15 protein-coding genes and 1 pseudogene are annotated in these 18,858 nt (G+C 66.4%); 6 read left to right on the top strand and 10 right to left on the bottom strand.

All coding sequences use genetic code 11. The features are described from left to right. Positions 1-8: 8 nt before the first annotated feature. Together K3U93_RS20010 and K3U93_RS20005 are read right to left on the bottom strand one after the other, a co-directional pair. Positions 9-1,064, bottom strand: a complete 1,056-nt coding sequence (locus K3U93_RS20010; RefSeq protein ID WP_083011418.1) for a poly-gamma-glutamate hydrolase family protein — start codon at positions 1,062-1,064, stop codon at positions 9-11. Then, positions 1,065-2,321: an Nramp family divalent metal transporter gene (locus K3U93_RS20005; protein WP_230981699.1), complete on the bottom strand. Its 1,257-nt coding sequence runs from the start codon at positions 2,319-2,321 to the stop codon at positions 1,065-1,067. Positions 2,322-2,507: 186 nt separating this feature from the next. Here K3U93_RS20005 and pstS (K3U93_RS20000) point away from each other — a divergent pair, with 186 nt between their 5' ends. Continuing rightward, positions 2,508-3,623: a phosphate ABC transporter substrate-binding protein PstS gene (gene pstS, locus K3U93_RS20000; RefSeq protein WP_083011419.1), complete on the top strand. Its 1,116-nt coding sequence runs from the start codon at positions 2,508-2,510 to the stop codon at positions 3,621-3,623. 7 nt (positions 3,624-3,630) lie between these two features. On the opposite strand, the gene K3U93_RS19995 is transcribed toward pstS (K3U93_RS20000), so the two are convergent. Then, the gene (locus tag K3U93_RS19995; RefSeq protein ID WP_083011420.1) at positions 3,631-4,707 is read right to left on the bottom strand and encodes an NAD(P)H-dependent amine dehydrogenase family protein; all 1,077 of its coding nucleotides are present in this window, start codon (positions 4,705-4,707) and stop codon (positions 3,631-3,633) included. Positions 4,708-4,809: 102 nt separating this feature from the next. Then, positions 4,810-5,601 (bottom strand): SDR family oxidoreductase, encoded by a 792-nt coding sequence (locus K3U93_RS19990; RefSeq protein ID WP_071510496.1) that lies wholly within the window; start codon positions 5,599-5,601, stop codon positions 4,810-4,812. Between the two features lie 269 nt (positions 5,602-5,870). Here K3U93_RS19990 and pstS (K3U93_RS19985) point away from each other — a divergent pair, with 269 nt between their 5' ends. From pstS (K3U93_RS19985) to pstA, 3 genes are read left to right on the top strand one after another with little or no spacing between them, the layout of a single operon-like run. Then, positions 5,871-6,986 carry a phosphate ABC transporter substrate-binding protein PstS gene (pstS, locus tag K3U93_RS19985; protein WP_083011421.1) on the top strand — a complete coding sequence of 372 codons (1,116 nt, stop codon included), beginning with the start codon at positions 5,871-5,873 and terminating at the stop codon, positions 6,984-6,986. A gap of 11 nt (positions 6,987-6,997) precedes the next feature. Then, complete coding sequence (gene pstC / locus K3U93_RS19980; protein WP_071510525.1) at positions 6,998-7,987, top strand: phosphate ABC transporter permease subunit PstC; 990 nt, start codon at positions 6,998-7,000, stop codon at positions 7,985-7,987. After that, on the top strand, positions 7,984-8,898 hold the full coding sequence (gene pstA / locus K3U93_RS19975) for a phosphate ABC transporter permease PstA (RefSeq protein WP_071510494.1): 915 nt from the start codon (positions 7,984-7,986) through the stop codon (positions 8,896-8,898). The genes pstC and pstA overlap by 4 nt, the downstream gene beginning before the upstream one ends. 17 nt (positions 8,899-8,915) lie before the next feature. On the opposite strand, the gene ku is transcribed toward pstA, so the two are convergent. The 3 genes from ku to K3U93_RS19960 all read right to left on the bottom strand — a co-directional run bounded on the left by ku (position 8,916) and on the right by K3U93_RS19960 (position 12,382). After that, a complete protein-coding gene (ku, locus tag K3U93_RS19970; RefSeq protein WP_083011422.1) occupies positions 8,916-9,803 on the bottom strand; it encodes a non-homologous end joining protein Ku in 888 nt (295 codons plus the stop codon). Between the two features lie 175 nt (positions 9,804-9,978). Further along, positions 9,979-10,935 (bottom strand): carbohydrate kinase family protein, encoded by a 957-nt coding sequence (locus K3U93_RS19965; RefSeq protein WP_083011423.1) that lies wholly within the window; start codon positions 10,933-10,935, stop codon positions 9,979-9,981. Between the two features lie 13 nt (positions 10,936-10,948). Further along, complete coding sequence (locus K3U93_RS19960; protein WP_479494922.1) at positions 10,949-12,382, bottom strand: mannitol dehydrogenase family protein; 1,434 nt, start codon at positions 12,380-12,382, stop codon at positions 10,949-10,951. Between the two features lie 19 nt (positions 12,383-12,401). Here K3U93_RS19960 and K3U93_RS19955 point away from each other — a divergent pair. Continuing rightward, positions 12,402-14,666 (top strand): annotated as a pseudogene (locus K3U93_RS19955) (ATP-dependent DNA ligase); the annotation flags it as partial. 56 nt (positions 14,667-14,722) lie between these two features. Here K3U93_RS19955 and K3U93_RS19950 read toward each other — a convergent pair. Beyond that, positions 14,723-15,643: an SAM-dependent methyltransferase gene (locus tag K3U93_RS19950; RefSeq protein WP_071510490.1), complete on the bottom strand. Its 921-nt coding sequence runs from the start codon at positions 15,641-15,643 to the stop codon at positions 14,723-14,725. Between the two features lie 78 nt (positions 15,644-15,721). Between K3U93_RS19950 and K3U93_RS19945 the strand changes: the two genes are divergently transcribed. Beyond that, entirely contained in the window at positions 15,722-16,540 is an 819-nt protein-coding gene (locus K3U93_RS19945; protein WP_083011425.1) for an enoyl-CoA hydratase/isomerase family protein, read from the top strand. A 3-nt stretch (positions 16,541-16,543) separates the two neighbouring features. Here K3U93_RS19945 and K3U93_RS19940 read toward each other — a convergent pair whose 3' ends face one another. After that, positions 16,544-17,410, bottom strand: a complete 867-nt coding sequence (locus tag K3U93_RS19940; protein ID WP_071510488.1) for a TIGR03619 family F420-dependent LLM class oxidoreductase — start codon at positions 17,408-17,410, stop codon at positions 16,544-16,546. 187 nt (positions 17,411-17,597) lie between these two features. Then, on the bottom strand, positions 17,598-18,365 hold the full coding sequence (locus K3U93_RS19935; protein ID WP_230981469.1) for an STAS domain-containing protein: 768 nt from the start codon (positions 18,363-18,365) through the stop codon (positions 17,598-17,600). Positions 18,366-18,858: the final 493 nt, after the last annotated feature.

The raw sequence follows: 18,858 nt of genomic DNA, 5'->3' as shown, positions 1-18,858 counted from the left end.
AACGACACTTACCAGCAACGGGCCGCAGCCGCCAAGCCCCGCACCAGGGCGCTGGTGACCGGCGACAGCCCGTCAGCTCCCGGCAGCGGGCTGCGTGGGCTAAGTCCCCGGACACGAACCGAAAGCTCCAGCTGCGTCCCGCCGTCGCGCACCCGGTTGACCGGGTTGTCCGGATGCAGCCCACGCAGTTCCGGCGGGATGTCGTCAATGTTGGTGACGACCTGATAACCGGTCAGCCGGACATGCCGGGCCAGGTGGGCCGCCAGTGCGCGGTTGCGCCCCCCGGCCAGCAGTTGCGTCCCACGCCCGAGGCGACCGTAGCCATGCAGCGAGACGGCGACGTCGACATGCTCGAGAAACTTGGCGAGCCGCGGCGATTCGTCGGGATCGTAACGGGCCGACGGCAGGTGGTGCGGATAGCGGTCGGGGTGGCGCAGCAGATACACCGACGCGCCGGCGGCCGTTGCGGCGCGTTCGGCGATGACGTCGGTCATCTCTTCCAAGCCGCCACCGTGAATGGCGAGAAAACCGAAACGCGACCGCAGCCGGCTCTCCTCGACCACCCCCGGCTCGCGCAACAGCGCTGAAAGTGACTGCGGCGCTGGGGTAGTCGCGGAGACCGGGCGGGGCCAGCGGGCGGGATCCCAGCGGCGCAAGAAGTCGATCCATCGTTGCGGCAGCCCGTGGTGTACGGCGCCGTCGATGATCCTGGGCAGGTATCCGGGTCGCGGCGGACCCGGGGTCACCCGGTGGTCGATGTAGACCCATGCGGGCGACGGCCCGCCGTCGGTGTGGACGGTCAGCCGGTCGCGCCGGTAGCGCACCGGCACACCCTCGGCGCCGTCCAGCGTCGCCAGGTCGGCGTCGGAGAGCTGCCAGAGCACCCCGTGCACCTGGTTGCCGGCGAACGGTTCGACGGTGGCCACGCCGCGCTGGTTGATCAGCCAGTCGTGATCGGACAGGACCGCCGGCCGTGGATCGGCGGCATCGGGACACCGCAGCGCCATCTGTCTGACGCACAGGTTCGACCCGTATGCGAAGTAAGGGTGCCGGCGGGCCGGCATTCAGCCCGTCACCGTCAGGTAAATCAGCACCATGTTAAGCAGACTAACCATTACGGCGACCGCCCAGACAATAACCGTCGTGACGGGGTGGTTGGCATCTACACCCATCACCTTGCGGTTGCTGGTCAGCCTGACCAGGGGAAGCACCGCGAAGGGGATGCCGAAGGACAGAACTACCTGCGACAACACCAGTGCGCGCGTCGGGTCGAAACCGAGCGCCAGGATCGCGACGGCGGGGCATAGCGTGACCAGCCGGCGCACCGGCATGGGAACCGACCGGTGTAGCAATCCCTGCATGATCATGGCGCCGGCGTAGGCGCCCACCGATGCCGACGCCAAGCCCGACGCGAGCAATCCGACGGCGAACAGCACCGCGATCGCCGACCCCAATGTGTGGTGAATGGCCAGGTAAGCGCCGTCGATGGATCCGGTTCCTGCACGGCCCTGCAGGTTGATCGCGGCCACCAGCAGCATCGCCGCGTTCACGGTCCCGGCGACCGTCATCGCCAGCGCGACGTCCGCGCGGGTGACGCGCAACAGCCGCCGTCGGAGCTGGCCCGGCTCTGGATGTCCGTGCCGGTCGAGGGCCAGGCCCGAGTGCAGGTACACCGCGTGCGGCATCACGGTGGCGCCCAGGATGGCGGCGGCCAGCAACACGCTTTCGCGGCCGTGGAACCGCGGCACCAAGCCGCCGACCACGGCGTCGGGCGGTGGCGTGGCGACGAAGAAGCTGGCCGCGAAGCCCACGGCGATGACGAGCAGCAAGCCAGTGATGACGCGCTCGAAAAGAAGCTGGCCGCGGCGGTCTTTGATCGTCAACAGCAGCAACGAGATCACGCCGGTGATGATCCCGCCGATCGTCAGCGGCAAATCGAACAGGATTCGCAAGGCGATCGCTCCACCGATCACCTCGGCCACATCGGTTGCCATCGCCACGATCTCGGCCTGCGCCCAAAAGGTCAGCCGCAGCGGGCGGTTCATCTGCCCGCCGATCGCCGCGGGCAGCGAGCGCCCGGTCACCAGCCCGAGTTTCGCGGACAGGTACTGCACCAGCCCCGCCATCACGTTGGCCGCGACGATCACCCACAGCAGCAAATAGCCGAACTGCGTGCCGGCGCTGACGTTGGCCGCGACGTTTCCCGGATCGACATAGGCGATGGCGGCGACGAACGCCGGCCCGAGCAGATACCAACTCGTCTTGAGCGAGGCCTGGCTACCCTGCGCCAACGTATCGACCCTCGATCCATGTTCTCGAATAAAAAAGTTAGGTTAACCGAACAGCCTGCCGCCGTGAACCATGGGGTGGTCCAGCCAACCCCCAGGCAGAGTTCGCCCGAAGTTCACCTTGCAGCTGTTAGCTTCATGACTGCGATAGATGGCTGGCGGCGCGATGCGGCGAGAACGGCGGCGGTCGCGCTTCACCCCCTGCAGTGAGGAAACAGAGTGAAGCTCAAGCGATTTGGCGCCGCGCTGACTGCCCTGGCCAGCGGTGCACTGATTCTGTCGGGGTGCGGCGGCGGCAACAGCAATACGGCCGGCGGGAGTTCGACGCCGAGCCCGCTGCCGGTGCCGGTGGATTGCGCCGGGACGAAGGCGCTGAAGGCCAGCGGGTCGACCGCGCAGGCCAACGCGATGACCCGCTTCATCAAAGCGTTCGAACAAGCTTGTCCCGGTCAGACGTTGAATTACACGCCCAACGGCTCGGGCGCCGGGATTAGCGAATTCACCGGCAAGCAAACCGATTTCGGTGGATCGGACGTACCACTGGCCGCCAACGAGTATGACGCCGCCCAACAGCGCTGCGGCTCGCGGGCGTGGGACCTGCCGGTGGTGTTCGGCCCGATCGCGATCACCTACAACGTCACGGGCCTGAATTCGCTAACCCTGGACGCCGTGACGGCGGCCAAGATCTTCAACGGCGGCATCACCACATGGAACGATCCGGCGATCCAGGCGCTGAACAAAGGCGTCGCCCTGCCCGCCGAGCCGATTCGAGTGGTGTTCCGCAGCGACCTGTCCGGGACTTCGGACAATTTCCAGAGGTATCTCGATGCGGCCTCGAACGGCGCGTGGGGCAAGGGCACCGGAAAGACGTTCAACGGCGGTGTCGGTGAGGGCGCCAAGGGCAACGACGGCACCTCTTCGGCCGTCAAGGCCACCGAAGGGGCGGTCACCTACAACGAATGGTCTTTCGCCCAGGCGAAGAACCTGAACATGGCCAAGATCATCACCTCGGCCGGTCAGGATCCAGTGGTGATCAGCGCCGACTCGGTCGGCAAGACGATTGCCGGCGCGACGGTCTCGGGGAAGGGAAACGACCTCGTGCTCAACCTCGTGTCGTTCTACAGGCCGAAGCAGCAAGGCGCCTACCCGATTGTGCTGGCGACCTACGAGATCGTCTGCTCGAAGTACCCGGATCCGCAGGTTGGCATGGCCGTGAGGGCGTTCCTGCAGAGCACCATCGGCGCCGGACAGAATGGTCTGGCGGACAACGGATACATCCCCGTGCCGGACGCGTGGAAGTTGTGGTTGAAGGCCGCGGTCAACGCCATCACATGAGCTGGGGTCACCCGGGGACGTAAAGGCCCCGGCCGGTGACCAGGGGCAGGTCGAGAGTGGTCACGATGCCCGGCGGCGCGGCCACCACCGCGGGGATCGCGTTGACAACCCGCATCGCCGTAGCGACCAGGCCGGCGTGGTTGTGGTCGCCGTTGCGGCTGCTCAGGCAGACGTCCATGGCATACGACGGTTCGCCGGTGATCTCGATGCGGTAGGAACCGCCGGGCTGGGCCGGCTGCGGCCAATCGGGGCACAGGTCCTCGCGCAGCCGGGTGACGTGTTCGAGGACGACGACGGGGTCGCCGTTGACCATTCCGAACACCTCGAACCGCAGCGCCGCGGCGGTGCCCTTGGGGATGTGCCCCGACGCGATGTCGAAGTCCTCGGGCGCCGGCTCGCGGACGTACACCTCGGCGACCTCGTCGAGTGAAATGCCCAGGCCCGCCGCCAACTGCCGCACCACCGAGCCCCACGCCAGGCTCAGCACACCGGTCTGCAACAGCATGGGGATCTCGTCGAGGGGCTTACCGAATCCCATGACGTCGAACATGACCACGGCGCTGTCGTAGGTGGCGTAGTCGACGATCTCCATGCACCGGATCTGCTGGATGTTCTGACAGGTACCGGCCAAGGCCAGCGGCAGCAGGTCGTTGGCGAAGCCAGGGTCGATGCCGTTGACGTAGAGGCTCGAATTGCCTTCGCGCGCCGCGGTTTCCAGCGGGAAGATGAGTTCCTCGGGAATCACTTGCCACGGATACTGCAAAAAGACCGGGCCGCTGCCGACGATGTTGACTCCGGCGGACAGCACGCGCCGGTAGTCGTCCAGGGCTTCGGGCAGCCGGTTGTCGGCCATCGCGTTGTAGACCGCGCATTGCGGCCCGGTGGCGAGCACGGCGTCCAGGTCGGTGCTGGCCAGCACGCCGGTCGAATCCGCAAGTCCGGCAAGCTCCGCCGCGTCCTTGCCGGCTTTGGCTTCCGAGGACACCCACACGCCGGTGAGCTCGAAGTCCGGGTTGGTGATGAGCGCTTTGAGCGCGTGGACGCCGACGTTGCCGGTGCCCAATTGAACGACGGGTATGGCCATGGCTAGCTCCTTAGCGGTGGGGACATGACCCGCGAGCAGACGCAGAATCGCCCAAAACCGCACGAAAATGGGCGATTCTGCGTCTGCTCGCGGGTCATGGGTTCACAGGTCCGGGACGGGGATGTCGAGGTTGGGATAGGTGAGGCCACCGTCGACCTCCAGCGTCTTGCCGGTCAGGAAGCTGCCGGCCGGAGACGCCAAATAGACTGCGGCAGCGGCGATGTCGACGGGATCACCGAGGCGGCGCATGGGTGTCGCCTTCTCCATCGGCGCGCGCAGCTCGTCGTTGGCGGCCACCACGTCCAGCGCGGACGTCAGGATCGACCCCGGCGCGATGGCGTTGACCCGGATGCGTGGGCACAGGTCCAGGGCGGCCAGCCGGGTGTAGTGGGACAGCGCGGCCTTGGCGGTGCCGTAGGCGGCGAAACCGCGCCCGGCCAGCCGGCCCATGGTCGAGGTGATGTTGATGATGCTGCCGCCGCCGGAGTGCTCCAGCATCAACGGCGCCGCCGCGGCGGTCAGCGCGTGGGCGGTGGCGACGTTGAAGGTGAACGCGTCCTTGAGGTCCTTGGTCGAGGTGGTCAGCAACGTGTTGGGCATGGTCCCCCCAACGTTGTTGACGACGATGTCTAGTTTTCCGAAAGCCTCGAGCGCCTGACCGGCCAGCTGTGCGGTCGCCTCGGGATGGGCCAGGTCGGCGGCGACGGTATGCGCCCGCCGGCCGGTGGCGCGGACCTGTTCGGCGACGGCGTCTAGTTGGGATTGCGTGCGCGACGCGATGAGGACATCGGCCCCTGCTTCGGCGAACGCCAGCGCGATGGCCGCACCGAGGCCGCGGCCGCCGCCGGTGATGACGGCGACTTTGTCGTCGAGACGGAACCTGTCAAGGATCATTGCGGCCTCTCTATTTGAGTTGTCGGCGAAACGGTAGCCAACTCGGATCGCGGCATTTCTGAAACAGGTTCTAGTTTGTCACAGCGGCGTGGCGATGTAACGCTCCGGAATGTTGCTCGTGCGCCGGGGCACCGGGCGATGACGGCCAGGCAAAGTTCGCTGAACGTTAACCTTGTTACTGTTAGCTTCATGGCTGCGAGGAAAACGGCTGGTTGGCCGGCCGCGGCCACAGGCGGCGGCGATGTTTCATCCCTACCGTTAGGAACTGAATGAAGCTCAACCGATTTGGCGCAGCGCTGACCGTCCTGGCTAGCGCCGCGCTGGTGCTGTCCGGGTGTGGCAGCGACAACAACGCAACTAACGCAACCGGGGGAAGTGCCGCAGGCTCGTCGGGGAAGGTGAGTTGCGGCGGGAAGAAGACGCTGAAGGCTAGCGGGTCGACGGCCCAGGCCAACGCGATGACGCGTTTCGTCAACGCGTTCGAACAGGCCTGCCCCGGCCAGACGTTGAATTACACGGCCAACGGTTCGGGCGCCGGGATTAGCGAATTCACGGGCAATCAAACCGATTTCGGTGGATCGGACTCGCCGTTGGCGCAGAACGAGTACGCGGCGGCCCAGCAGCGCTGCGGCTCGCCGGCGTGGAACCTGCCGGTGGTGTTCGGCCCGATCGCGATCACCTACAACGTCAAGGGCCTGACTTCGCTGAACCTCGACGGTCCCACCGCGGCGAAGATCTTCAACGGCGGCATCACCGCCTGGAACGATCCGGCGATCCAGGGCCTTAACGCTGGCGTCAACCTGCCCGCCGAGCCGATTCACGTGGTATTCCGCAACGACCAGTCCGGGACCACCGACAACTTCCAGAAGTATCTGGACGCGGCGTCCAACGGCGCGTGGGGTAAGGGCACCGGAAAGACGTTCAACGGCGGTGTCGGTGAGGGCGCCAAGGGTAACGACGGCACGTCGGCGGCCATCAAGGCCACCGAAGGGTCGATCACCTACAACGAATGGTCGTTCGCCAAGGCACAGAATCTGAACATGGCCAAGATCATCACCTCGGCCGGTACGGATGCGGTCGCGATCAGCGCCGACTCGGTCGGCAAGACGATCTCCGGCGCCACCGTCACGGGGCAGGGCAACGACATGGTGCTCGACACGCTGTCGTTTTACAAGCCGACGCAGCCCGGCTCCTACCCGATCGTGCTGGCGACCTACGAGATCGTCTGCTCGAAGTATCCCGATTCCCAGGTCGGCACGGCCGTCAAGGCATTCCTGCAGAGCACCATCGGCGCCGGGCAAAATGGCTTGGGGGACAACGGATATATCCCCATTCCGGACTCCTTCAAGTCGAGGTTGTCGGCTTCGGTCAACGCCATCGCGTGATCTGGGGTGTGATGGCCCGAGAAACGCTTGCCAAGCCGCCCGGGACGAAGCCTGCGCTGACGGCTATTGATCCACACAAGGCGCGCCGCGGCGACCAACTGTTCAAGTTGGTCGCCGCCGCCGCCGGTTCGACGATCGTGATCGCCATCGTGCTGATCGCGGTATTCCTGTTGGTCCGTGCCGTCCCGTCGCTACGCGCGGACCATGCCAATTTCTTCACCAGCGCGGAATTCGAAACCACCAAGGCGTCCCACCTGGCGTTCGGTATCCGCGACCTGTTCATGGTCACGGTGTTGAGTTCGATAACGGCGCTGGTCTTGGCCGTGCCGGTCGCCGTCGGGATCGCGGTGTTCCTCACCCAATACGCGCCGCAACGGCTCGCGCGCCCGTTCGCCGCGATGGTCGATCTGCTGGCCGCGGTGCCGTCGATCATCTTCGGGTTGTGGGGAATCTTCGTGCTGGCCCCCAAACTCGAGCCGGTCGCCACGTTTCTCAACCGCAACCTGGGATGGTTCTTTCTGTTCAAGAAGGGCAACGTCTCCCTGGCCGGCGGCGGCACCATCTTCACCGCCGCCATCGTGCTCTCGGTGATGATCCTGCCGATCATCACCTCGGTGTCGCGCGAAGTGTTCCGGCAGACCCCGCCCATACAGATGGAAGCCGCGCAGGCCCTCGGCGCCACCAAGTGGGAGGTGGTGCGGATGACCGTGCTGCCGTTCGGCCGTAGCGGTGTCATCGCGGCGTCGATGCTGGGGTTGGGCCGCGCCCTGGGGGAAACCGTGGCGGTGCTGATCATCCTGCGCTCGGCCGCCCGCCCGGGGAATTGGTCGCTATTCGACGGCGGCTACACGTTCGCTTCCAAGATCGCGTCGGCGGCGGCCGAATTCAGCGAACCGCTGCCCACAGGCGCCTACATCTCCGCCGGGTTCGCGCTGTTCGTCCTGACGTTCATCGTCAACGCGACCGCCCGCGCGATCGCCGGCGGGAAGGTCAACGGATGAGCCCCCCAACGAGCACAGACGTGCTCGACCTGCCGGTCAAATCGGACGCGTTCAAGCCCCTGAGCTTAAGGCGGCGACTCACAAACAACGCCGCGACAACGTTTTTCGTCGCCTCCTTCCTCGTGGCCCTGGTGCCGCTGGTCTGGCTGCTGTCGGTGGTGATCGCGCGAGGCTGGTACGCCGTCACCCGGTCGGGCTGGTGGACGCACTCCTTGCGCGGCGTGCTGCCAGAGGAGTTCGCCGGCGGCGTGTACCACGCGCTGTATGGGACGTTGGCCCAGGCCGGGGTCGCCGGCATCCTGTCCGTGCCGCTGGGCTTGATGACCGCGGTGTTCTTGGTGGAATACGGTTCGGGCCGGCTGGTGCGACTGACGACGTTCATGGTCGACGTGCTCGCCGGGGTGCCCTCGATCGTCGCGGCGCTGTTCATCTTCAGCCTGTGGATCGCGACCTTGGGGTTCCAGCAGAGCTCGTTCGCCGTGTCGCTGGCGCTGGTCCTGTTGATGTTGCCGGTGGTGGTGCGGGCCGGTGAGGAGATGCTCCGGCTGGTGCCCGACGACCTGCGGGAGGCCAGCTACGCGCTGGGTGTTTCCAAGTGGAAGACCATCGTGCGGATCGTCTTCCCGATCGCGATGCCGGGCATTGTCTCCGGCGTCTTGCTGTCCGTCGCGCGGGTTATCGGCGAAACCGCACCGGTGCTGGTGCTGGTCGGATACAGCCGATCCATCAACCTCGACATCTTCCACGGCAACATGGCCTCGCTGCCGCTGCTGATCTACACCGAACTCACCAATCCCGAGCACGCCGGTTTCCTGCGGATCTGGGGCGCGGCGCTGACGCTGATCATCATCGTCGCCGCGATCAACGTCATCGCCGCGGCATTCCGCTTCCTGTCAACCCGACGGCGCTGAGCGCTTTGGGCACAAGGTCAGGATTTCGACCCGGCTCTCGAAGCCTTTTTGGCCGGTGCCTTTTTGGCGGTCGCCTTTTTGGCCGGTGTCTTCTTCGCCGGTGCCTTGCCGTTACCGGCGCGCGCCTTGACGCTGGCCTCCAGCTTGGCCAGTAGGTCGGAGACGTCCTCGGTCTCGTCCAGCTCCTGGGGCTGCTCCTCGGCGGTAAACGCTTCCCCGCCTTCGAGTTTCGCGTCGATCAGCTCCAGCAGCTGCTCCTGGTATGTGTCGTGGTAGCGGTCGGGGTTGAAGTCTTCGGCCATCGACTCCACCACCTGCCCGGCCATCTTGAGCTCGGCGGGCTTGATCTCGACCTCCTTGTCCAGCACGGGGAAGTCGGGATCGCGGATCTCGTCGGGCCACAACAAGGTGTGCACCACCATCACGTCGCGCTTGCCAAAGTCCTTGACCCGCAACGCAGCCAGCCGCGTCTTGTTACGCAGCGTGAAATGAACGATCGCCATCCGATCGGTCTCGGCGAGTGTCTTGGCCAGCAGCACATAGGATTTGGACGACTTCGAATCCGGCTCCAAGAAATAACTGCGGTCGAACATCATCGGGTCGACCTCGCTGGCCGGGACGAACTCCAGCACCTCGATTTCGCGGCTGCGTTCTTCGGGCAAGGTGGAGATGTCGTCGTCGGTGATCACCACCATGTGGCCGTCGTCGGACTCGTAGGCCCGGGCGATGTCGCGGTATTCGACGACCTCGCCGTCTAGCTCGCACACGCGTTGGTATCGGATGCGGCCGTTGTCCTTGGCGTGCACCTGATGGAACTTGATGTCGTGGTCCTGGGTGGCGCTATACGCCTTGACCGGAACGTTCACCAGCCCGAACGCGATGGAGCCCTTCCAGATGGAGCGCATGTAAGTCAGTATGCCCACACACCACCCGCAGCAAAACAGCGCGGCGGATCCGCGCAGCGAAAATTTTCCCGTTTGCCGGTCCCGTGCGGCAACGTTTCGGGCGGCACTCGGATGCGACGCAATATCTCCTAGGCGCTCCCGGGCACGCAATCCGCCGGTGCCTAATTCCACCGGCCTAAGTGAAACGAGTGAAACGACCGGGCGGAGGGGAGGTTTGAGCCTGCAGGGCGGCTCGGTCGGGCAGGTCGGCACCGGTGCGGCCGATGGTCAGCGCCGACGACAGGCTGGCCGCCTCGAGCGCCGCCGTCAGCGCGTCGAGCCCGATGCGGCCCAGGGCGGCTCGCTTTCCGCCGCCCAACAAGCCCAGTCCCCAGAGCGCGTCGAGCAGGCCGACCATGAACGCGTCGCCGGCCCCGACGGTGTCCACCACCCGGACCGGCCTGGCGGCCACCCTGGCCTCGCCGGCCGGGCAGAACGCCACCGCGCCCCGATCGCCCATCGTCAAAACGACGATCGCGGGTCCCGACGCCGCCCAGGTCCGGGCCGTCCACTCCGGTTCGTGGTCGGGATCGATCCAGCTCAGGTCCTCGTCACTGGCCTTGACGACGTCGCTGCGCTCGACGAGGTGTGCGATGCGTTCGCGGGCCAGATCCCGGTCGGCGATCAGTGACGGACGCACGTTGGGGTCGAAAGTGACGGTGGCCGACACGCGGTAGGCGTCGAGCAGCGCCGCGACCGCCAAGCACCCCGGCTCCCGCACGGCGGCGATGGATCCCGTGTGCACGAATAATGGCGGTGCGACTTCGGGCGTACCGGAGAGGCGCCATTCCAGGTCGAACGCGTAGACCGCCGACCCGTCGTCGGCGATGGTCGCCGCCGCGGTCGCCGTTCGGCTCGCGGACATGCTTCCCGGAACCAGCTGTGCGCCAGATGATTTGACGTACTCGGCGATGCGCTGGCCGAGTTCGTCGTCGCCGATATGGGTCAAGAAGTCGACGGCGCGACCGAGCCTGGCGAGTCCGACGGCCACGTTGAGTGGGCTGCCGCCGACGTGCTCGGTGCCGCCCTCCAAAGGGTCACTGCGGTCCACGATGTCGATCAACGCCTCACCGATCACCAGCCCGCGGGTCATCGCCTCACCTCCTTCACGCGCCGTGCAGCACTACCTCCAGCGTTGCCCTCGCCCCGCGGGTGTGCAACGAATCCAGCGCCCAGCGGTAGGCCTCGACGAAGCGGGGCGCCTGCGCCAGATCCCCGAACAGCGCCCGGTTCTCGATGAAGGCGGTCGGATGTAGCCGCTGCGACCGCGCGATGGGCACCAGCGAATCCGCCAGGTTGTCGACGACCTTGATCGGTCCGCCACGCTCGTCGACCGCCTCGGCGTAGCGGGCCCAGCTTGCCACGGTCGCCGCCGCCAACCGGACCGGCCCGCCGGTGCGCAGGTTGTCGCGGATCACCGGCAGCAGCCATTTCGGGATCCGGTCCGATGAATAAGCGCACAACCGCGCCACGGTGTCACGCACTCCCGGGTTGGCGAAGCGCTCGATAAGCCCGCGGGTGTAGGCACCCAGATCGATGCCGGGGACCGGCCGCAGCGTCGGCACCGCTTCGGAATCGAAATAGGCCAGCAGGAATTCGGCCAACAACGGGTCGCGCGCCGCATCGTGCACCATGCGGTACCCACACAGCGCGGCGAAGTAGCACAGGCACTGGTGACCGGCGTTGAGCAGCCGAAGTTTCATCGACTCGTACGGGGTCACGTCGTCGACCAGCAGCACGCCCGCCTCGTCCAGCGGCGGCCTGCCGTCGGCGAAGTCGTCCTCGAGCACCCACGCCGCGAATGCCTCGGCCACCACCGGCCATTCGTCGGCGACACCGAAGTCGCGCTCCACCCCGGCCACGATGTCCGGCGTGGTGACCGGCGTGATGCGATCGACCATCGAACACGGGAACCGGGCGTGCTCGGCGACCCAGCCTGCGAGGCCGGAACGCAGCGGTTCGGCATGGGCGATGACGGCCCGACGCGCGACCTCGCCATTGCGCTCGATGTTGTCGCACGACACGATCGTCGGCGCGGTGATGCCGCGGTCACGACGCCGGGACAGGGCCTCGGCGATCAGGCCGAATGCCGACGCGGGGTCACGGATCTCGTAGCCGCCCTCGGTGATGGTCATCGAGATGATGCGGGTCGTCGGTGCGGCGAGCAGCTCGATCGTCGCTTGCGGGTCGTCGCGCGCATAGCGGTAGTCGACGATCGAACCGATCACCCGCGCCTCCCGGTTGCCGTCGGGGTGTTCCAAAACCAGCGTGTACAGGCCGTCCTGAGCACGCAACACGTTTCTCATCCGGCGGTCTGCCGGCATCAGGCCGATCCCGCAGATGCCCCACTCCCGCGCCCGGCCTTGCTGCAGCAACCTGTCGATATACATCGCCTGATGTGCCCGGTGAAACCCGCCGACGCCGAAGTGCGCTATACCGACCTGCACACCGTCACGGTCATGACTCGGCGTCGCGATCGGCAGTCGTCTCAGGGTGGCGCTGTTCAGTCGAACCACGGAGTTGACGGTACCGGCGCTCACGACGACGTACGTTGACATCATGGGCTCGACGGCGAAGGCGCGGGTGAGGCTGACCAACGCCGACAAGGTGCTGTATCCCGCGACCGGAACCACCAAGCAGGACGTCTTCGACTACTACGCGGGGATTGCCGAGGTGATGCTGCCGCACATCGCCGGGCGTCCGGCGACCCGCAAGCGCTGGCCCAACGGTGTCGACCGCGAGTCGTTCTTCGAAAAGCAGCTGGCCTCGTCGGCGCCCGACTGGCTGCCGCGCGGCAGCGTCACCCACCGGTCGGGGACGACGACCTATCCGATCATCGACAGCCCCGCCGGGCTGGCGTGGATCGCACAGCAGGCGGCGCTGGAGGTGCACGTGCCGCAGTGGCGGTTCGTCGCCGAGTGGACGCGAAGCAGTGCTGAAGTGCTCAAGCCGGGCCCGGCGACGCGGTTGGTGTTCGACCTGGACCCCGGTGCAGGCGTGACGATGGCTCAGCTGGCTGAGGTGGCGCATGCGGTCCGTGATCTGATCGCCGATATCGGGCTGACCACCTTTGCGGTGACCAGTGGTAGCAAGGGCTTGCATCTCTACACGCCGCTGACCGAGCCGGTAAGCAGCAAGGGTGCCACGACGTTAGCCAAACATGTTGCGCTGCAACTGGAAAAGACGATGCCCAAGCTGGTTACATCGACCATGACCAGGAGCGTGCGGGCGGGAAAGGTGTTCGTGGACTGGAGCCAGAACAACGGCTCCAAGACGACCATCGCGCCGTATTCGTTGCGCGGACGCGAACATCCGACGGTCGCGGCGCCACGCAGCTGGGACGAAATCGACGGCCCTGCGCTGCGCCAGTTGCGTTACGACGAGGTGCTTGCCCGGGTCGCGCGCGACGGCGACCTGCTGGCACCGCTGGACGCTGACGCGCCGATCCGCGATCGGCTGACCAAATACCGCAGCATGCGCGACGCGTCGAAAACGCCCGAGCCGGTTCCCACAGCGAAACCTGCTACCGGGCAGGGCAATACGTTCGTCATACAGGAGCACCACGCCCGCCGGCTGCACTACGACTTCCGGCTGGAACGAGACGGCGTGCTGGTGTCCTGGGCCGTGCCGAAGAACCTGCCCGAAACCCCATCGGTGAACCATTTGGCGGTCCGCACCGAGGACCATCCGCTGGAATACGCCACCTTCGAGGGCGTGATCCCCAAGGGCGAATACGGCGCCGGCAAGGTGATCATCTGGGACTCGGGAACCTACGACGCCGAGAAATTCCGTGGTGACGAGGTCATCGTCAATCTGCACGGGAGCCGGATCTCTGGGCGCTACGTGCTGATTCACACCAATGGCGACCAGTGGCTGGCGCACCGGATGAAGGATCAAAAGGCCTTCGACTTCGACGCGCTCGACCCTATGCTCGCCACGCAGGGTTCGGTCGCGGCGTGCACGGCGAGCCAGTGGGCCTTCGAGGGTAAGTGGGACGGCTACCGCCTGCTGGTCGAGGTCGATCACGGCGCCTTGCGGGTACGGTCCCGGCGCGGCCGCGAAGTCACCACCGAATACCCCGAATTACGGGCGGTAGCAGACGATCTGGCGGACCATCACGCGGTGCTCGACGGCGAGGCCGTCGTTCTGAACGAGTCCGGCGTGCCCAGCTTCCACGAGATGCAGAACCGGGGCCGGGGCAGCCGCGTCGAGTACTGGGCATTCGATCTGCTCTACCTGGACGGCCGCTCGCTGCTGCGCGCGAAGTACCGGGATCGGCGAAAGCTGCTGGAAACCCTGGCCAGCGGCACCAACCTCATCGTTCCCGAGCTGCTGCCCGGCGACGGCGCCCAGGCGCTGGAGCATTCCCGCAAGCACGGCTGGGAGGGCGTGATCGCCAAGCGGCGCGACTCCACCTATCAGCCGGGCCGACGCGCGGCCTCCTGGATCAAGGACAAGCACTGGAACACCCAGGAAGTCGTGATCGGCGGCTGGAAAGCCGGAGAGGGCGGCCGGACGAGCGGCATCGGCTCGCTGCTGATGGGCATCCCCGGTGAAGGCGGGCTGCATTTCGCCGGACGGGTTGGTACCGGCTTCACCGAACGCGACCTCGCGAACCTGAAGAAGACGCTGGCGCCGTTGCACACCAAACGGTCTCCCTTCGACGCGCCGCTTTCGACACTCGACGCCAAGGGCGTGACGTTCGTCGAGCCGGTTCTGGTGGGCGAGGTGCGCTACAGCGAATGGACCCCGGATGACCGCCTGCGCCAAACGAGTTGGCGCGGGCTGCGGCCGGACAAGAAGCCAAGCGAGGTGGTGCGCGAAAGTGTAACTGGCGACGCGTTTCCGGAGAAGCGGCGTCGGCAGTCGCACTCTCGCGGCTAGGTTCGGATCGCCCGCACGAAGCCGATCGTGGCGGCCGGTGGCCCCTGCTGGTCGGCCTCCTCCAGTTCCGGTAGGCCGGCGGCGGTGAACAGGTCGGCGAGCGTGAACCTGGTCGCGTCCCAACCGTGGGCCTCCAGGTGCGCGGCGACGTCGGTGTGCTCGCCGGGGTAGGTCAAACCGGCGACGTCTAGATCCAATCCGTACCGTCGCCAGCCCTCGGCCGCCCGCTGGGCCTGTTCCTGCGCCCGCTCCGAAGGCCCGGTGATCGTTCCGTAGTCGGCGGCCAGCCAGCTGCCCTGGGCGCTCAGCGCGTCAATGTTGTCGAGCAATCGAACCTCGGCCTCGGGCGGCAGAAAACCGATCAACACTCCCTCGGCGAGCCATGCGGTGGGCCGGGTGGTAGCGAAGCCGGCCGCCCGCAGCGCCGCGGGCCAGTCGTACCGGAGATCGATCCCCACGGGGCGGTAGTCGGTGGTGGGCTCGGCGCCGATCTTCGACAGCGTCGACGTCTTGAATTCGATTACCTCTGGTTGATCGATCTCGTACACCGTGGTGCCCGCCGGCCATGGAAGCCGGTACGCGCGCGAGTCGAGCCCCGCCGCGACGATGACGACCTGCCGTATGCCGGTGCCGGTGGCCTCGGCGAAGTAGTCGTCGTAAAACCGGGCCCGGGCGGCGAAAGTATCGGTCATCCGCGGAATCCCGACGTCGCCGTCGGCTCCGTTGAAGTCGAATTCGCCGGCCGCGATCCGGTTGAACACGTCGACCCCGACGGCGCGTACCAGCGGTTCGGCGAACGGATCGTTGATAACCGGCTGGGGACGTTTGGTCGCGGCGGCCCGGGCAGCCGCCACCATGGTGGCGGTGGCTCCGACGCTGTTGGCCAGGTCCCAGCTGTCGCCCTCGGTTCGTGCCATCACTTCTCCTTTGATTCGTACGCGGCCAAACCACCGTATGCCGCGGGGGTAAACACCGATGTCGCCTACGGTTTGGGTATGTCCGCAGTGGAATTCAAAACCCTCGACGACAACATCGCCTGCGTCACCCTCAACCGGCCGGAGCGCCTGAACGCCATCGACGGCTCGCTGATCGACGGCGTGCACGACGCGCTGGACGCGCTCGGCGGAGGCGAATTCCGGATCGCGATCCTTACCGGCGCCGGACGTGGATTTTGCGCCGGCGCCGATTTGAGCGGGACCGGAGAGCCCTGGATCAAGAAGCCGTCCAAGGCCAAACCGACGACGCCGCCGTTCAAGATCAATTACGACGCCCAGGTGCGCCTGGCCGACCTGTTCACCCGGATCTACGAGTTACCCATCCCGGTGATCGCCGCGGTCAACGGCGTCGCCGTCGGTGGTGGGCTGGCGTTCACGCTCGTCAGCGACATCCGGGTCGCCTCCGAGCATGCCCGCTTCGGGTCGGTGTTCATCAAGGCCGGCTTCTCCTCGATGGACATGGGCACCAGCTACCTGCTGCCCAAAATCGTCGGCGCCGGGGTGGCGCGGGAGCTGATGCTGACCGGGCGCATCATCGACGCCGCCGAGGCCTACCGCATCAAGCTGGTGCACGAGGTGGTCGCTCCGGACGACCTGATGCCGGCGGCCCTGCAGCTGGCCCACTCGATCGCCGAGAACAACGCATATGGCGTGTGGCAGACCAAGATTGGCCTCAACGCGGCCCTGGACGCGCCCAGCTTGCGGCATGCGATCGAGCTGGAGAACCGCACGCAGATCCTCAGCGGCTTCACCAACAATCCGGTCGAGGCCGCCAAGGCGCACCAGGAGAAGCGGACTCCGAAGTGGGATCCCCTGTGACGCTTAGACTTTCGCGATCACGTTTTCGGCGAACGCCTCCAGGTTGCGGATCTTGGTCTCCAGCGGCTCGGTATCGGATCCCTTGATGTAGGGAATGCGGAAGCCCACGATCACGTCGGTGACGCCCTTGTCCTCGAGCCGCTTGATGCCATCCAAGGTGTAGGCGTCGGCCGAGATCACGTGAATCTCGAACGGGCCGGTCTTGCCCTCTTCCTCGCGAAGCTCCTTGAGCCTGGCGAGGAGCCGGTCGAGCTCTTCGGGGTCGCCGCCGCCGTGCATCCATCCGTCCGCACGCGCGGCGCGGCGCAGCGCCGCATCGGCGTGGCCGCCGACCAGGATGGGGATCGGCTGGGTGGGGGCCGGGGTCATCTTGGTCTTGGGAATGTCGTAGAACTCGCCGTGGAACTCGAAGTAGTCGCCGGTGGTGAGGCCTTTCACGATCTCGATGCATTCGTCCATCCGCTTGCCGCGCTTGGCGAATGGGACACCCAGCAGCTCGTAGTCCTCGGGCCAGGGGCTGGTGCCGACCCCCAGGCCCACGCGGTTACCGATCAGCGCGGCCAGCGAACTGGCCTGCTTGGCCACCAGAGCCGGCGGCCGGATGGGCAGCTTGAGGACGAAGAAGTTGAACCGCAGCGTTGACGTCACCGCGCCCAATGCCGCCGTGAGGACGAAGGTCTCAATGAACGCCTTGCCGTCCAGGAACTCGCGATTGCCGTCGGGCGTGTACGGGTACTTCGAGTCGGACTCGAACGGATAGGCGATGCTGTCGGCGATGGTCATGCTGTGGTACCCGGCCGCCTCGGCTGCCTTTGCCAGCGGGATGTAGTACGAAAAGTCGGTCATTGCCTCCGCGTAGCTGAACCGCACGTCGTCTGCCTTCCTTGAGGGGGCCGTCCCACGACATTAGAACGTGTTCTAGTTTGACCCGCGCTTGGGTCCCGCATCGTCGTCCGGCTCTGTTGGATTGCCGGGCTCCTCAGCGGCACGGCCGCATCGTCGTCCGGCCCTGTTGGATTGCCGGGCTCCTCAGCGGCACGGCCGCATCGTCGTCCGGCTAAAGCTGGTTTTCGGGGCCGATGACCGCCCAAACCGTCTTGCCGGACGACGTGGGAGTGCTGCCCCACGCGCGCGACAACGCGTCGACGATGGCCAAGCCGGATACGTCGATGCCCTGGTCCGACGACGGCAGCCGCAGGGCCGGGGCGCTGCTGTCGTCGGACACCGCGATGGTCGCCGTGGCGCCGTCGGTCTGGACCCGCATCATCGGAACGCTTCCGGTGTGTTCCAGCACGTTTTCCACGAACACATTGACCACCACCAGCGCCACCGGGATGAGCGCGGATTGCGACCAGGCGGCCAGCCACTCGCGGACCAGCCGGCGTGACTCGCGCAGGCTGGTCAGGTTGGCGGGCAGTTCGGCGTCGGCATGCCAAATGGTGCGGCGTGCGAGCCGATCGAGCGCCTTCCCCGCTCCTTTCTCGGTCGCGTACACCGGTGTGAAGCGCGCGACGTCGCTGTGGGCGATCGCCTCGCGGGTGGCGCGATCAGCGCAGACCAGCATGATCGGAACGTCGGGCTGCGCCTGCCACCGCGCGCCGATAAAGGTCGACCAGGCCGATTCCGCGGGCACTCGCAGCGCGCTGACGTTGACGATGACGGCCGAGGGCTTGTCGCGTGTGGCGTTCATGACGATGTCGCGCAGCGCCGCGGAGCTGCCGGTATCGAGCATGCCTTCGACCGTCAGGACGACCATCGACTGATCCATCCGCGTCACAACTGCCAGCGAGCTCGGCGACTCAGCTACCGCGCTCACCGCGGCCACCCCTTTTCCTTCAGGGCTTCATCCTCGCAGACCGCGGCCCGCGAACACGTGCCGTGCCAGCGTGCGTGTCCCGCGAGCGATTCAGGCGCCCGCATTCCTAACGTGGTCGAAAACGGATGGGATGTCGTAATCCGGCTTTCCGGCTCGGCCGTGCGGCCCATTTCCATATCCCGCTCCTCGAATTCCCGCCCGGATAACTGCTTGAGAACCCGCCCCCTCGGCGGCAGAAGCTTCTCGCTCCCGGATGGGCGGCATCGATGCCGCCAGGGATGACTGGATGTGGTGGGCCGCCTTGGCCCCATGGCCGCTCCGCGGACTGGACACGAGCGAGGTGCGTGCTTCGACCCGCCCGTCCGAAGCATCGACCCCTACCACGCCGAACATGCCGTTCTCGTCCACTCGTCTGCTGCAGCGTGTGCACCCAGCGGGGTTACCCACTTTGCCCGGGTGCCCAACCTCCCGCGCGGGATGAAAATAGGCCTATGCGGATTAC

Source organism: Mycobacterium malmoense (assembly GCF_019645855.1).
Classification (GTDB): Bacteria; Actinomycetota; Actinomycetes; order Mycobacteriales; family Mycobacteriaceae; genus Mycobacterium; species Mycobacterium malmoense.
Note: the sequence above shows the minus strand (reverse complement) of the source record. Positions and strands in the feature narration are given on the sequence as shown.